The organism is Catellatospora vulcania (assembly GCF_009720385.1).
Taxonomy (GTDB): Bacteria; Actinomycetota; Actinomycetes; order Mycobacteriales; family Micromonosporaceae; genus Catellatospora; species Catellatospora vulcania.
Genome location: NZ_WARX01000001.1, coordinates 619592 through 634961, shown reverse-complemented (window position 1 = coordinate 634961; position 15370 = coordinate 619592). Strand labels below are relative to the sequence as shown.

Genomic DNA, 15370 nt, shown 5'->3' with positions numbered 1-15370 from the left:
GGGAACAGGTGCGCGCGGTCACCTACGACGGTTTCGGACAGCAGCCTGACGTGCGCGAACTGCCCGAGCCGGCCGCACCGCCGCACGGCTGTGTGATCAAGGTCGAGGCGACCGGGCTGTGCCGCAGCGACTGGCACGGCTGGATGGGCCACGACCCCGACATCGCGACCTTCCCGCACGTCCCGGGGCACGAGCTGGCCGGCACCGTGCACGCCGTCGGCGGGGACGTCACCGGCTGGCGGGTCGGCGACCGGGTGACCGTGCCGTTCGTCTGCGGCTGCGGCGGCTGCGAGCCGTGCCGCCGCGGCGCGCCGCAGGTCTGCGAGCACCAGACCCAGCCCGGGTTCACCCACCGCGGCTCGTTCGCCGAGTACGTCGCGATCGACCACGCCGACCTCAACCTGGTCAGCCTGCCCGAACAGCTGTCGTACGCCGCCGCGGCCGCGCTGGGCTGCCGGTTCGCGACCGCGTACCGCGCGGTCGTGGCGCAGGGACGCGTCGCCGCCGGGGAGTGGGTCGCCGTCTACGGCTGCGGCGGCGTCGGGCTGTCCGCCGTGATGATCGCCGCCGCGTACGGCGCGCGGGTCGTCGCCGTCGACGTCTCGGGCGGCGCGCTCGATCTCGCCCGCGAGCACGGAGCCGTGGCCTGCGTGAACAGTCGCGAGAGCGATCCGGTCGCGGCGGTGCGCGAGCTGACCGGCGGCGGCGCGCACCTGACCCTGGACGCGCTGGGCAGCCCCGCGACCTGCGCCTCAGCCATCCTGAGCCTGCGCCGCAGCGCCCGCCACGTGCAGGTCGGGCTGCTCCCGCACGGCGCGCCCGAGCTGCCGATGGGCCGGGTCATCGGCTGGGAGCTGGAGATCCTCGGCAGCCACGGCATGGCCGCCGCCGACTACGGGCCGATGCTCGACCTCGTCGTGTCCGGGCGGTTGCGCCCCGACGCGCTGGTCACCCGGACCATCGGGCTCGACGAGGCGCCCGCGGCGCTGACCGCGATGGGCGACACGCCCCCGACAGGCATCACCGTCATCACCCCGCAAGCCCTTGCCTGAACGGTCGCTCACTTCGCCTAGTACGGTGTCCGAGTGCTGTTCCGTACCTGGGACCAGCCTTTCGACATCGACGGGCGGGCCGAAGCGACCGTCGAGGTGACCGACCACGTCGGCGTCACCCACGTCGTCGTCAGCGATCACCGGCTCGTCCGGCAGGTGCTCGCCGACCCGGACACCTTCCACCCCGGCAACGCCCTCGACGCGATCAGCCCGATGCCGGTCAGCGCGCTGCGCATGCTCACCTCGTACGGCTTCAAGCTGCCCGCCACGCTCGCCAACAACGGCGGCGTCTCCCACCCGGCGATCCGGGAGATCACCGCGCAGGCCCTGCACCCGACCCGGGTCGAGGCACTCCGGCCCTGGCTGACCGGCATCGTCCGCCGCCGCGTCACCGCGCTGGCCACCCGCCTACGGGCCGGTGAACCCGTCGACCTGTACGCCGACCTCGCCGCCGACCTGCCCCTGCTGGTGCTGGCCAAGCTCGTCGAGCTGCCCGACGCCGACGCGGCCGTGGTCAAGGAGTTCTCCCGGGCCGCGCTGGAGCTGTTCTGGGCCCCGCTCGACGCGCCCCGGCAACTCGCCCTGGCCGAAACCGTCGGCCGGTTCCACACGGTGCTGCGCGACTTCGCCGCCACGGCCGGTGGCATGGTCGGCGAGCTGCGCGCGCACACCGCTGCTGCCGGCCTGCCCAGGGACACCCCGGTCGGGGCGCTGTTCTTCCTGCTGGTGGCCGGTCAGGAGACCACGTCGCAGTTCCTGACGCTGCTGCTGCACCGGCTGTCCGGCGAGCCCGCCGTGCTCGACGGCCTGGCCCGGGGCACCGTCAGCGTGGACGACGTGGTCGAGGAGGGCCTGCGGCTCGTGCCGCCGATCCCCACCTGGCGGCGGGTCGCCACCCGGGACACCGAACTCGGCGGGTTGCCGGTGCGGGCGGGCGCGAGCATCGTGCTGTGGCTGGCCCGCGCCGGGCTCGCGGTCGCCGAGCACCCCCACGACTTCGTACCCGGCCAGCGCGGCTCCCGCCGCCACCTGGCCTTCGGCGCGGGCGCGCACCGCTGCGTCGGCGCACAACTGTCCCGCATGGAAGCCGCGGTAGTCGTCGCCGAAACCGCCCCCCTCCTCCGCGACACCGAGGTCCTCCGCGCCCCCTGGTGCCCCGACAACCTCAGCTTCCGCATGCCCGACACCTTCACCATCCACCGCCCCACCTGCCGCCCCACCTGCCGCAACTCTTAAAGAGTCGCGGCCACAGAACACCTCGGAGGCCGCGACTCTTTAAGAGTTGCGGCGCGGGGCGCGCGGCGCGGGGCGCGGGGCGGTGGTGGGGTCAGTCTTCGTCGAGGTCGGTGAGGGTGCGGGGGTCGTCGTTGTCGCCGTGGAGGGCGGGGGTGAGCCAGCCGGGGGCGCTGCGGCGGAAGACGCCGGGCTCGATGCCGCCCGCGCCCTCGGGCAGCAGGCCGTCGAGGTCCTCGGGCAGGTCGGCGAGGTTGGCGTAGTGCACCAGTTCGGGGCGGCTGGGCCAGGAGCCCAGCACGACCCGGGCGGGGATGCCGCGGCGGGCCATCGCCTCCAGCGTCAGCGCGGTGTGGTTGAGCGTGCCCAGCCCGGCTCGGGCGACCACGACCGCGGGTGCGGACAGCGCCACCGCGAGGTCGGCGAGTGACCACACCGCGCCGCCGGGGTGCAGGCCCATCGGCACCAGCAGCCCGCCCGCGCCTTCGACCAGGGTCAGCTCGTGCTCGGCCGCGATGGACTTGATCTGGTCGAGGATCTCGAACATGTCCAGCGGCGGGAGGCCGGCGACCCGGGCGGCGGCGGTCGGCGCCAGTGGGTCCGGGTACTCGGCGAGGGTGACCGTGGTGGCGGGACCGGCCAGCCGGGCCACGACCGCCATGTCGGGCACCTCGCCGTAGGCAGGGTCGATGCCGGTCTGGGCGGGTTTGACCACCGCGGTGCGTACCCCCGAAGCGGTCGCCGCGGCGGCGATCGCCGCCGTGGTGATGGTCTTGCCCACACCGGTATCCGTGCCCGTGATCAGCACGATTCCCGTCAGCGCCGTCACGGCCGCACCTCCACGATGATCTCCAAAGCCCGCGCGAAGTCATCCGCGGGCACGCCTGTGTTGACCGTCAGCCGCAGCCGGGAACGACTGTCCGGAGTGGACGGTGGGCGGAAGCACCCTACCGCCACGCCCTTGTCGCGGCAGGCCCCGGCCCAGGCCCAGGCCAGCTCGGCCGACGGGGCCTGCACCGACACCACGCCGCCCGCCGGGTCGGTGACCGTCAGGCCCGCTGCCCGGAACGTGTCGCGGATCGCGGCGGCCCGTTCGCGCAGCACCGCACGCAGCGGCTCGCCGTCGCGGGCGAGGTCGAGGGCTGCGGCCACCCCGGCGGCGATCGCGGGCGGCAGCGCCGTGTCGAAGATGAAGGTGCGGCCGGTGTCGACCAGGTGCCGGATCAGCGCGGCGGGCCCGGCTACCACCCCGCCCGCGCCGCCCAGCGACTTGGACAGGGTCGCCGTGACGATCACGTCGGGCTCGCCGGCGATCCCGGCCGCGACCACTCCGCCGGACCCGGACGGGCCGACCACGCCGAGCCCGTGCGCGTCGTCGACCAGCAGCAGCGCACCGTGCGCGCGGGCCGCCGCGTGCAGCTCGGCCAGCGGGGCGAGGTCGCCGTCGACGGAGAACACCGACTCGGTCAGCACCACCACGGGCCGCCCGGGATGCGCCGCGAGCAGCCGGGCCGCGTCGGCGACGTCACCGTGGGCGTACGTCACGGTCTGCGCCCCGGCCAGCCGGCACCCGTCGATCAGCGAGGCGTGGTTGTGGGCATCGGAGACCAGCAGCGTGTTCGGCCCGCACAGGGCCCGGATCGCGCCCAGGTTGGCCAGGTAGCCGCTGGAGTAGACCAGCGCCTGCTCGGCGCCCAGCCAGGAGGCGAGCGCGGTCTCCAGCGCGGTGTGCACGTCGGTGCTGCCGCGCACCAGGCGCGAGCCGGTCGCGCCGAGGCCGTACTCGTCCAGGGCGGCTGCCGCGGCGGCCCGCACCCGCGGGTGGCGGGACAGCCCGAGGTAGTCGTTGCCGGCGAGGTCGACGAGCGCGTCGCCACCGGCGCGCGGACGCAGTTCCCGGCGCAACCCGGCGCGTTCGCGCAGGTCGGCCTTACGCCGTAGCGTCGTCAGCCAGTCACCCATGTGCCAACCCATCCATGTCTGGAGTTACTCGGCCTTTGGCCGACCCGAACAGGCCGCGTTGTAGGGTACGCCCATGTCGACCAGCTCAGTATCGGTACTCGACCGCGCCCGCACCCGTGTCCTCGCCGAGGGACAAGGCCTCGACGAGGCCGACATCCTCGAAGTGCTCCGGCTGCCCGACGAGGACATCCCCGCCGCGCTCCAGTTGGCCCACGAGGTCCGCATGCGCTGGTGCGGCCCCGAGGTCGAGGTCGAGGGCATCGTCTCGCTGAAGACCGGCGGCTGCCCCGAGGACTGCCACTTCTGCTCGCAGTCGGGGCTGTTCTCCTCGCCCGTGCGCTCCGTGTGGCTGGACATCCCGTCGCTGGTGAAGGCCGCCCAGCAGACCGCGGCCACCGGCGCGAGCGAGTTCTGCATCGTCGCCGCGGTGCGCGGCCCGGACGCCAAGCTCATGCAGCAGATGCGCGACGGCGTGAAGGCGATCAAGGAGGCCGTCGACATCAACGTCGCGGCGAGCCTGGGCATGCTGAGCCAGGAGCAGGTCGACGACCTGGTGGACATGGGCGTGCACCGCTACAACCACAACCTGGAGACCTGCCGGTCGTACTTCCCGAACGTGGTCACCACGCACTCGTGGGAGGAGCGCTGGGGCACCCTGAAGATGGTGCGCGACTCCGGCATGGAGGTCTGCTGCGGCGGCATCATCGGCCTCGGCGAGACCCTGGAGCAGCGTGCCGAGTTCGCGGCGCAGCTCGCCGAGCTGGAGCCGGACGAGGTGCCGCTGAACTTCCTCAACCCCCGGCCGGGCACCCCGCTGGGCGACCAGCCGTTGATGGACCCCAAGGACGCGCTGCGGGCCATCGCCGCGTTCCGGCTCGCGCTGCCGCGCACCATCCTGCGGTACGCGGGCGGCCGCGAGCTGACCCTGGGCGACCTGGGCACCCGCGAGGGCCTGCTCGGCGGCATCAACGCGGTGATCGTCGGCAACTACCTGACCACCCTGGGGCGTCCCGCGACCTCGGACCTTGAGCTGCTGGCCGAGCTCAAGATGCCGGTCAAGGCGCTGTCCGCGACGCTGTGAGGCCGGCCGTGGAGACGACGTACTGCGACCGCTGCGGCGAGCCCGCCGGAGCGGGATCCCATGACGGCTGCCACGCAGCCCGCGAGCTGGAGCCGCCGCGCTACTGCGCACACTGCCGCCGCCGCATGAAGGTCCAGGTCGTACCCGCAGGCTGGACGGCAAGCTGCGTGGAACACGGCACCCTGAGCGACCACTGAACACCGGACGCTCTGGCCGCAACTCTTAAAGAGTCGCGGCCAGAGCGGCTTCCGGATGGCGCGGCTCTTTAAGAGTTGCGCCAGGCTGGCCGGCGGCCGGCGCCGGCGGTTGGCGGGTCAGGGCAGTGGGGTGGCCGGGGCTGGGGATGGTGGGGCGTCGGGTAGGGCGATGAGGGTGTAGCGGGCCTTCAGCCAGGGCAGCAGCGTGCGGTACGCCATGATGGTGTCGGGTTTGCCGTTGTCGTGCGACAGGATGATCGAGCCGGGGCGCACGTCCCGCTCCACCGCCGCGATGACGTGGTTCACCATCGCCGTGCCCTTGCCGTACTTGGCGCTCTCCCAGTCCCTCGGGTCCACGTGCCAGTAGATCGACTTCATGCCCAGCTCGCCGGCGATCCTCACCAGCTTGGTGGTGAAGTTGCCGCCCGGGGCGCGGAAGTAGGCGACCCGCGCGCCGGGGGCGGCCCGCAGGATCATCTTGTTGGTGTTCTCCAGGTCCTTGCGGATGTACGCGTCATCCCGCTTGGCCAGGTCGAACAGGTGCTGCCAGGAGTGGTTGCACAGGGTGTGACCCTCGGCCGCGATCCGGGCGATCATCGCCGGGTTGTCCCTGGCCCGGAACCCGACGACGCAGAAGGTGGCCTTCACGCCGCACTGCTTCAGGGCGTCGAGGATCTTGGGCGTGTTGATCGGGTCAGGTCCGTCGTCGAAGGTCAGCGCGACCGCGGCTGTGCCGGTCGCCACCACCGAACCGCCAGGCCCGGTGCCACTCGCGGCGGGCCTGGTCTGCGCGATCTTGCCGGTGCAGCTGATCGGCTTGGCCGACGTCGCCGGCGGCCTCGGCTTGGCCGGGCTGGGCGTCGGCTGGACCGGCGTGACCGTCGGCGCCGCTGAGCTGCTCGGCGCAGCGAAGCTCGGCGTCGGGGCCACCGTCGGCGTCACCGCGGGGGCGGGTGTCGGCGTGGGGGTGGGGCCACCGGCCGCGGTTTCCGAGGGGGAGGCGCAGGCCGCGAGCGCGATCATTACGAGCACAGCGGTAACCGCGATGCGTCGTTGCATGCGAACTCCTGGGGGGACGGGGGTTCAGCGTCCACCGACCATAGTCCAATCCACGCCGAGATCGCAGCCTCCACCAAGATCGATATCTGGGCACCCTGCGGATCCTGTGCACTTCGTGCCGCCGGAATCACACGAAGTGCACGAGATCCGACTGGGGTGCGGGGCTCCTCAGCCGAGCAGGCGGCGCAGTCCGCGCTTGCGGACCGGCACCGGCTCGGCGGTGATCGGCGCGGACGCCGGCCCGGCCGGGATCGGCACGGTCGCCTCCGGATCGGCGGCGTACCCCGGATGCGGGTCGACGTCCGGGCCGAAGTCCTGGTCAGCGGGCAGCGGCTCCGGCTCCAGGCCCGGCATGGGCCCGGTCTGACCGGTGATCGGGCAGACCGCGGTCGCCGGGCCCGCGGGGGTGCGCCGCTCCGGCGAGGTGCGCTGGGCCGGCACCGACACCTGCGCCGTCGCGGTCAGCGACAGCTGCTGCGCGGACCGGTCGAGGTAGAAGTTCGGCCGCTGGTCGGCCTCGGTGTAGTAGCGGTGGAACACCGGGGTGAGCCCGCCCGAGATCGGCGGCACGATCCAGGTCCAGTCCGCCGGGGTGTCGCGGCCCGCCCGGCGCTCGCGCTCGACGTGGGTCAGAAACAGGCGCGACTCGCTGTGGTGGTCGGTGACGCGGACCCCGGCGCGCTCGAAGGACCACAGCACGGCCCGGTTCAGCTCCAGCAGCGCCCGGTCCCGCCATAGCGTGGACTCGCTGCTGGTGTCCAGGCCCATCCGGGCCGCGACCACCGGGATCTGGTTGTACCGGTGCGCGTCGGCGAGGTTGCGGGCGCCGATCTCGGTGCCCATGTACCAGCCGGAGAACGGCGCGAGGGGGTAGTCCACCCCGCCGATCGACAGCCGCATGTTGGCGATCGCGGGCACCGCGTGCCAGCGCAGGCCCAGCTCGGCGAACCAGCCGTACTCCGGGTGGGCCAGCGGCACCTCCAGCACCGCCGACTCGGGCAGGTCGTACAGGTGGGGCTCGCCGTCGCCGGTCTGCAGCACCAGCGGCAGCAGGTCGAACGCGCTGCCCTTGCCGGTCCAGCCGAGCCGGCTGACCGCCGAGGTGAACTGCTCGTACTGCGGGTCGCCGGTCATGCCGTCGCCGTTGCGGTAGCCGGCATACCGGATGAGCTGGTCGTTCCACAGGCGGGTGACGGGACGGCCGGGCACCGCCTGCCCGAAGATCGAGATGACGGCCCGCAGCTTGCCCCGGTTGGGCCCCTCGCCGGTGGCCATGTGCAGGTGGCTGACGACGTCGTCGAAGATCTTGTCGGGCGTACGGTGCTGCCGCCGGTCGAGCACCGTCAGGCTGCGCCAGTACACCCGGCCGATGCACCGGCTGGCGTTGCGCCACGCCATCCGGGCGCCGTGGACCAGCTCGGCGTGGGTGTGCGTGTACGTCCCCAGCGCGGCGATCTGTTCGCGCACCACGGCCAGCCGGGGCTCGACCGGGCCGAGCTTGGGCAGCTCGGCGTAGCAGGCACGCAGGAACTCCTCGGCCTCGGCGAAGTCGACCGGACGGTCCGGGTCCCAGTCGGTCAACGGTGCGTCACGGTATCCCGCGGGAGGTGTGTGAGGGGCGGTCATGAGTGAAATAGTTGACCGGCCGTCAACATAGCCATCGCACAATGTGTGCGACCGCCTACCAACGGTCGTTCCGGGTCACTCCCCTGGTCACACCGGTGCGCGCAGCTCCGACACGGCGATGGTGGCGCTGATGAGGGTGCCGTCGCGGTCCGTCCGGGCCGGGTGCGGCAGCCGCTTCATGGTCCGCAGCATCGCGTCGTTGTCGCAGTGCGTGTGAAGCGTGACCGACCGGAAGCCGGACGGGCCCGCCAGCGTCAGCAGCCGCCGCAGCAGCGCCGTGCCGATGCCCCGCCGCTGCCAGCCGTCCTCGACCAGCAGCGCGACCTCGGCGGTCTCGCCCTCGCCGATCAGGTTGGCCACGGCCACGACGCGGCTGCCCGCGGTGCCCGGCACCGTCGTCTCGGCGACCAGCGTGCACCCGCGGGCCGGGGTCAGCAGGCGGGCCAGGCGCCCACGGCTCGGGCCACGGGTGCCGGCGAGGTAGCGCATGAACAGGCTCCGGTCGCCGCAGCGCCCATGCATGTCGTCGACGGCCGACACGTCCGCCGAACCGGCCGGGCGGAAGGCGACCTCGGTGCCGTCGGGCAGCAGCGCGACCGCGCTGGCCAGCCGCTTGGTCAGCGCCGCACGGGCGACCTCGACCAGTGCCTGCGCACGGGCGAACTCGGCCGGGGTGAAGGCCGGGGCCAGCCTGGTCACGACCAGCACGCCGGAGTCGGTGAACGGGTCGGCCAGCCGCATCGTGGTGTCGGCGTGACCGGTCACCGTCGCGCCGCCCTGCTCGCGCCGGACCAGGCTGCCGCCGAGCAGGCCGGACAGCGCGCCGTGCAGACCGTCGGGGTCGGCGGCGAGCCGCGCGGCCAGGCCGAGCGCCTGCGTCGGCGGGTCGATCAGCCCGTACGCGTCGGTGCGGCTGACCCAGGCGTCGCGGCCGCGGCCGCGTTCGATGGCGGCGACCAGCTCGTCCTCCGACAGCGCGTCGGGCGCGTCCACCAGGAAGTCGTCGACGGCGCCGGCCTCGGTGGTGTGCACCTGCACCGCGAGTATGTTGACCGATCGCAGGGCGAGGCTCGCCGTCAGCACCGCCAGGAACCCAGGACGATCGTCAACGGTCGCCCTCACTCGCCACAACGCCATGACCTGCTCCGTTTCCTGCCGGCGACGTTCCTCCATGATGAGGGCCGCCACCGACAGGATTCAGCGTGCGCTTGCCGTGTTTCGCCTCGGTTACGCGACCTTGTCAAGATCTCACTATGCCCGAGGTCACACGGTGGACGAGTTTAAGCAGGTCAAACGGCTGATGCGGGCTCCTCCGAGGTGCGCTGCGCCTCCCGTGGGGCGGGCGCCTTCACCGCGTCCAGCCGGTCGCCGACGATCGCCGCGGCGGCTCGGACCAGCTGCGCCACCCGGTCGACCTCGGTCGCGTGGAACGCCGCCACCGGCAGCTCCGCGTCGGCCGACCGCGCCACCACGAGCACCAGACCCGCCCGGCCGAACGGCGCGAGCGCATACCGGGTGCCGTCGGCTCCGGTGATCGCTCGGGCCCGCAGCGGCGTGACCTCGGGCAGCTGGAGCTGCTCCGGCGCGCGCCAGCTCGCGTACACCACCGGGGGCGCCGGACGCTTGCGCACCGCGCCCAGCACGGCCATATCGTCGGCGCCGTGGCGCACGTCGATGCCCACGGACCCGCGGGCCGCCCAGTCGGCCGGCACCCGCAGCGCCATCGCCCAGTCCGCCGCCAGCAGTGCCGGCACCGTGTCCACCAGGGTGGCCAGGCCCTCGTTCGGGTTGGACGCGACCTGCGTGAGCAGCTCGGCGTCGAACGCCCCGGCGACCGGCGCGCCGATCGCCCGCCAGATCCCGTCGACCCGCACACCCGGCATCGCGCCGAGACCGGCACGCAGGCGCTCCACGCCGGCCCCGCCGGGCCACACCACGGTGAAGTCGTCGATAGCCCTGCCACCGAGCCGCTCCAGCACGACCACCTGAACGATGTCCGCGCCGGCGACGCCCAGAGTCCGGGCCACCTGCCCCAGCGAGCCGGGACGATCGGGCAGGGCGACTCTGACCCTCAGCAGCATGGCGGCTCCTCTCCACGACGGCACGCGGGCTGGTGCCGGAACTCTGTCCGAGCTTGCCCTATTACCGTTTCGTACGCATTGCGGCGCCGTATCCGCGGGAAACAAACTCCACCGCATACCCGCAGGTCAGCGCCATCTTCACCGGTCCGACGCCGCCATTGCCGCCACCCGGGACCCACCCATGATCGCTGATCACGGGCAAATGGTGCGGTAACACCACACCATCACCCGGTAAACAACGATCATGTTGAATGCATCACACCGCCCGACATCGGGCGGACCCATATCCTCTCCACCCGCCCCGACCCCCGTCAACGCGTGTCCACCCAGCGGACGACGAATGAATTCTCCCCCACCGAGGGTCACGCCCACCAAGGGTCACGCCCACCGAGGGTCACGCCCACAACGCGTTCGGCCGCCGGCGTCACGCGGCACCAAGGAGGTAAGCGAAGCGAAGCCGACGACTGCCGCGTGACGCCGGCTGAGAGGCCGAACGCCGCGCCCGCCGGAGGCGGGCGCCAGCAGCACAGCCGAACGCCGCGCCCGCCGGAGGCGGGCGCCAGCAATCAAGCCGAGTTGCGGTGGACCAGGTGGGTGTCCAGGAGGACGTGCGTGGGCTGGTCCTCGCCGCGGATGCGGCTGAGCAGCAGCCGGACCATGTGCCGGCCCATGTCCTCGACCGGCTGGTAGACGGTGGTGAGCGGCGGGTCGGTCTGCCGGGCCACGGGCGAGTCCTCGAACCCGATCACGGCGACGTCCTCGGGGATGCGGCGGCCGTTGTCGCGCAGGGCGCGCACCGCCCCGGCGGCCATCAGGTCGGAGGCGACGAAGACGGCGTCGAGGTCGGGGCGGCGGGCCAGCAGGCGGCGCATCGCGTCGACGCCGCTGTACTCGCTGAAGTCGCCGAATTCGATGAGCGGCTCGACCGCCGCGTTCTGCACGGCGGCGCGGTAGCCGACCAGGCGGTCGACGCCGACGCCGAGGTCCTGGGGGCCGGCGATGGTGGCCACCCGCTTGCGGCCCGACGCCAGCAGGTATTCGACGGCGGCGCGGGCCCCGTTGACGTTGTCCATGTCGACGTACGAGATCTGCGGGTCGACGTTGACGGGGCGGCCGCCGAGCACGGTGGGCAGGCCGCGCTGGCGCAGCAGCTGCGGCAGCGGGTCGGACTCGTGCAGCATGACCAGCAGCACGCCGTCGACGTGCTGGCTGGTGAGGTGGTTCTCGATGCGCTGGCGCTCGCCCTGGGTCTGCGCCATGGCCAGCCACAGCTGCAGGGAGGTGTCGGCCAGCGCGGAGCTGATGCCGCGCACGATGCCGGCGAAGAACGGCTCGGTGAAGACGCGCTCCTGCGACTCCGACACGACCAGCGCGACTGAGTCGGTGCGCTGGGTGACCAGGGCTCGGGCGGCGCGGTTGGGCACGTAGCCCAGCTCCTTGATCGCCTCCTGGACGGCCGAGCGGGCCTCCGGGCTGACCTGGGGCGAGCCGTTGACGACACGCGACACGGTGCCCCGGCCCACGCCGGCGAGCGCGGCCACCTCATCCAGTGTGGGCCGCCCCGCAGACCTGGTGCGCTGCGTCGTCATCGATGCTCCTCGTTCTGGGCAGGTCCGGGGCCGGCCGGTGGCCGGCCCCGGGTTGCTGTGCCGTCAGGCGGCGAGCCCGCCGCGCCGGATCACGTCCGCGTACCAGTGTGCACTGGTCTTGGGCGTGCGAACCTGGGTGTCATAGTCGACATGGACGATGCCGAACCGCCGCGAGTAGCCCCAGGCCCACTCGAAGTTGTCCAGCAGCGACCACGCGAAGTATCCACGCAAGGGCACCCCGGACGCCATCGCCTCATGGCACGCCTTCAGATGGGCGTCCAGGTAGGCGACCCGGTCCGGATCCGGCACCGAGCCGTCGGGGGCGACCTGGTCGTCGTACGCCGCGCCGTTCTCGGTGATGTACATCGGGATCGGCCCGTAGTTCTCGTGCGTGCTCTTGAGCAGGTCGACGAGCCCGTCGGGGTCGACCTCCCAGCCCATCTCGGTCACCGGGAGCTCCCGGGTCAGGAAGCGGACCTGCCCGCTGCCCGGCCACGCCGACGGTGCCCGCCAGTGCGACTGCGGCGCGCCGTCGTCGGACGGCCCGGCCACGACCTGCCGGGTGTAGTAGTTGACGCCGAGCATGTCCAGCGGCTGGTTGATGGTCGCCAGGTCGCCGTCGCGCACGAAGGACCAGTCGGTCAGCTCGGCCGTGTCGGCGAGCAGGTCGGCCGGGTACTCGCCGCGGAACACCGGGTCCAGGAAGATCCGGTTGCCGACGCCGTCGATGCGGCGTACCGCGTCGAGGTCCTCGGGGGCGTCCGTGGCCGCCTGCAGCGAGTGCAGGTTCAGCGTGATGCCCATCTGCCGGTCCGGCACCGCGGCCCGGATCGCCTGCACCGCCAGGCCGTGGCCCAGGTTCAGGTGGTGGGCGGCGGCCAGGGCCTTCGCGCCGTCGGTCACGCCGGGCGCGTGCACGCCCGAGCCGTAGCCGAGGAACGCGCTGCACCAGGGCTCGTTGTGCGTGGTCCAGAACTTCACCCGGTCACCGAGCGCGTCGTGGACGTGGCCCGCGTACTCGGCGAACCGGTAGGCGGTGTCCCGCTCCGGCCAGCCGCCGGCGTCCTCGAGCTCCTGCGGCAGGTCCCAGTGGTAGAGCGTCAGCCAGGGCTCGATGCCCTTGCTGAGCAGGTCGTCCACCAGGCCGCGGTAGAAGTCGAGGCCCTTCTGATTGGCCGGCCCGCGGCCGCCGGGCTGCACCCGGGGCCACGCGACGGAGAAGCGGTAGGACTGGAGCCCTAGCTCGGCCATGAGGGCGACGTCGTCGGCCCTGCGGTGGTAGTGGTCGCAGGCGACGTCGCCGGAGTCCGCGTTGAGCACCTTGCCGGGGGTGCGGCTGAAGGTGTCCCAGATGGACGGGGTGCGCCCGTCCTCGAACGCGCCGCCCTCGATCTGGTAGGAGGCGGTGGCCGCACCCCAGAGGAAGTCCTGGGGGAAGGACACGGTCGGCGTGGCGAGCTGAGGGTGTTGCTGAGTGGTCACGCTTTTACTGCACCTTCCATGATGCCGCCGATGATCTGACGACCGAAGATAATGAAGATCACGAGCAACGGCACGACACTGAGCAGCGTACCCGCGAACACCTGGGAGTAATCGTTGTAGTAGCCCTGCGAAAGGCGCTGCAGGGACAGCTGAACGGTCGGGTTCTCGGGGTCGCCCAGCGCGATCTGCGGCCAGAGGAACGAGTTCCACTGCTCCATGAAGGTGAACAGGCCCAGCACCGCGATGGCGGGACGCAGTCCCGGCAGCACGACGTTCCAGTAGGTGCGGAAGACGCTGCAGCCGTCCATGCGGGCGGCCTCGATGAGCTCGTCCGGCACGGCCTGGCTCGCGTACTGGCGCATCATGAACACGCCGAAGCCGCTGACCAGGAACGGCAGGATGATCGAGGGCAGCTTGTTGTGCAGGTCCCACTCGTACATCATCTGGTAGAGCGGCACGATGCCCAGCTGCGTCGGCACCATCATCGTGATCAGGATCGCCAGCATCAGGCCGTTGCGGCCCTTGAACCGCAGCTTGGCGAAGGCGAAGCCGGCCAGCGACGAGAAGAACACCACGAACACGGTGACGACCGTCGCGACGATCGCGGAGTTGACCAGGCCTGTCATGAACGCCGCGCTGTCGTTGCCGAGCAGCCGGTCGATGTTGCCGCCGATCTGCCCGCCCGGGGTCACCGGGGGCGGGGTCTGCCCGATCGCGTCGTTGGTGCGGGTCGCGATGACGAACATGTAGTACAGCGGGAACATCGACAGCGCCACCGCGGCCAGCAGGGTGACGTAGGTGAGCGGGCTGGCCTGCCAGAGCCGCTCGGCGGCCCCGCCGCCCTTGCGGCGACGGCGGCGGTCAGGGGTGGGGGCGGCCGCACCGCCGGTCCGGACAGCGGTGGCGGTCATAGCTTCACGGCCTTCCTCTGCTTGGCCTTCCCGTCGGCCGACCGGAGACTCCGGGTGAACAGGAAGTTGATGACGCTGAATATCATGATCAGGATGAAGAGCAGCCAGGCGACCGTCGCGGCGCGCCCCAGCTCGAACTTCATGTAGAACTGCTCCATCAGGAACATGGTCACCGTCTGCGACTGGCGGTCGGAGCCGCCGAGCAGCGGGTTGCCACCGCCGGTGAACAGCAGCGGCTCACCGTAGAGCTGCAGGCCGCCGATCGTCGAGATGATGGTCACGAAGATGATGGTGGGCCGCAGCATGGGCACCGTCATGGTCCAGAACTGCCGCCAGGCCGACGCGCCGTCGATCGACGCCGACTCGTAGATGTCGCGCGGAATGGACTGCATCGCGGCCAGGAAGATCAGTGCGTTGTAGCCGGTCCAGCGCCAGTCCACCATCGAGGAGATGGCGACCCACGACGACCAGCTGTGCGCGGACCACTCGATCGGATCGACCCCGAACAGGCCGAGGACCCAGTTGATGAGACCGAAGTCGCGGTTGTAGAGCTGGGTGAAGACGATGGAGACCGCGGCCACCGAGGTGATGTTCGGGATCAGCACGCCCATCCGCAGCAGCGTGCGGCCGCGCAGGCGCTTGTTGAGCGCGTTGGCCAGGATCAGCGCGAGGATCAGCTGCGGGATCGTGGACATGAGGAACATCGCGATCGTGTTGACGACCGAGTTCCAGAAGTCCTCGTCGCCGAGGAACATCGTGAAGTTGTCGAACCCGACGAATTTCGCGGTCTCGACGGTGGAGCCGAGGTCCCAGTCGTAGAGCGACATCCGCAGCGTGTAGATCAGTGGCCAGAGGCCGAAGACGCCGAACAACACGAAGAACGGCGCGATGTAGAGGTACGGGGAGTACTTGACGTCGAGCCGCCCGAGCACTCCCCTGCTCCGCTGCGGTTGTTCCGTGGGCGGCTTCGACCCACCCCTGCGCTGCCCTGGCGCGACCTCAGGTCGCGTGGAGGATTGCACTGTCATGACCACTCCTGTGCTTGCCGGCCGGCGGAGTCCGCGGTCGCCGTCCGTACGGTGGCCCCCGCGGCGAGC

General features: G+C 71.9%; 14 protein-coding genes. 4 read left to right on the top strand and 10 right to left on the bottom strand.

Annotation, left to right across the window (positions count from 1 at the left end; genetic code table 11):
- Positions 1-8 precede the first annotated feature (8 nt).
- Both F6W97_RS22080 and F6W97_RS22075 read left to right on the top strand, forming a co-directional pair.
- Positions 9-1052: a zinc-dependent alcohol dehydrogenase family protein gene (locus tag F6W97_RS22080; protein ID WP_155372320.1), complete on the top strand. Its 1044-nt coding sequence runs from the start codon at positions 9-11 to the stop codon at positions 1050-1052.
- Between the two features lie 33 nt (positions 1053-1085).
- Positions 1086-2288 carry a cytochrome P450 gene (locus F6W97_RS22075; RefSeq protein WP_155372319.1) on the top strand — a complete coding sequence of 401 codons (1203 nt, stop codon included), beginning with the start codon at positions 1086-1088 and terminating at the stop codon, positions 2286-2288.
- Between the two features lie 91 nt (positions 2289-2379).
- Here F6W97_RS22075 and bioD read toward each other — a convergent pair whose 3' ends face one another.
- Both bioD and F6W97_RS22065 read right to left on the bottom strand, forming a co-directional pair.
- Positions 2380-3093: a dethiobiotin synthase gene (gene bioD, locus F6W97_RS22070; protein WP_155373045.1), complete on the bottom strand. Its 714-nt coding sequence runs from the start codon at positions 3091-3093 to the stop codon at positions 2380-2382.
- Positions 3094-3110: 17 nt separating this feature from the next.
- Positions 3111-4247, bottom strand: a complete 1137-nt coding sequence (locus F6W97_RS22065; RefSeq protein WP_155372318.1) for an 8-amino-7-oxononanoate synthase — start codon at positions 4245-4247, stop codon at positions 3111-3113.
- 73 nt (positions 4248-4320) lie between these two features.
- Between F6W97_RS22065 and bioB the strand changes: the two genes are divergently transcribed.
- A complete protein-coding gene (gene bioB, locus F6W97_RS22060; RefSeq protein WP_155372317.1) occupies positions 4321-5328 on the top strand; it encodes a biotin synthase BioB in 1008 nt (335 codons plus the stop codon).
- Positions 5325-5525, top strand: a complete 201-nt coding sequence (gene bsaP / locus F6W97_RS22055; RefSeq protein WP_330164981.1) for a biotin synthase auxiliary protein BsaP — start codon at positions 5325-5327, stop codon at positions 5523-5525. Before bioB ends, bsaP begins: the two co-directional genes overlap by 4 nt.
- A 117-nt stretch (positions 5526-5642) precedes the next feature.
- Here bsaP and F6W97_RS22050 read toward each other — a convergent pair whose 3' ends face one another.
- The 8 genes from F6W97_RS22050 to F6W97_RS22015 form a co-directional block, all read right to left on the bottom strand.
- Positions 5643-6584, bottom strand: coding sequence for a polysaccharide deacetylase family protein (locus F6W97_RS22050; RefSeq protein WP_230686869.1), 942 nt, complete (start codon positions 6582-6584; stop codon positions 5643-5645).
- 168 nt (positions 6585-6752) lie between these two features.
- Positions 6753-8165, bottom strand: a complete 1413-nt coding sequence (locus tag F6W97_RS22045) for a nitric oxide synthase oxygenase (RefSeq protein ID WP_230686868.1) — start codon at positions 8163-8165, stop codon at positions 6753-6755.
- Between the two features lie 132 nt (positions 8166-8297).
- On the bottom strand, positions 8298-9248 hold the full coding sequence (locus tag F6W97_RS22040; RefSeq protein ID WP_330164980.1) for a GNAT family N-acetyltransferase: 951 nt from the start codon (positions 9246-9248) through the stop codon (positions 8298-8300).
- A 251-nt stretch (positions 9249-9499) separates the two neighbouring features.
- Entirely contained in the window at positions 9500-10291 is a 792-nt protein-coding gene (locus F6W97_RS22035) for an ACT domain-containing protein (RefSeq protein WP_155372313.1), read from the bottom strand.
- A gap of 566 nt (positions 10292-10857) precedes the next feature.
- Entirely contained in the window at positions 10858-11880 is a 1023-nt protein-coding gene (locus F6W97_RS22030; RefSeq protein WP_120318735.1) for a LacI family DNA-binding transcriptional regulator, read from the bottom strand.
- A 63-nt stretch (positions 11881-11943) separates the two neighbouring features.
- The gene (locus tag F6W97_RS22025; protein ID WP_155372312.1) at positions 11944-13362 is read right to left on the bottom strand and encodes a GH1 family beta-glucosidase; all 1419 of its coding nucleotides are present in this window, start codon (positions 13360-13362) and stop codon (positions 11944-11946) included.
- Entirely contained in the window at positions 13359-14273 is a 915-nt protein-coding gene (locus F6W97_RS22020) for a carbohydrate ABC transporter permease (RefSeq protein WP_155372311.1), read from the bottom strand. Before F6W97_RS22020 ends, F6W97_RS22025 begins: the two co-directional genes overlap by 4 nt.
- On the bottom strand, positions 14270-15301 hold the full coding sequence (locus F6W97_RS22015) for a carbohydrate ABC transporter permease (protein ID WP_155373042.1): 1032 nt from the start codon (positions 15299-15301) through the stop codon (positions 14270-14272). The genes F6W97_RS22020 and F6W97_RS22015 overlap by 4 nt, the downstream gene beginning before the upstream one ends.
- Positions 15302-15370 lie beyond the last annotated feature (69 nt).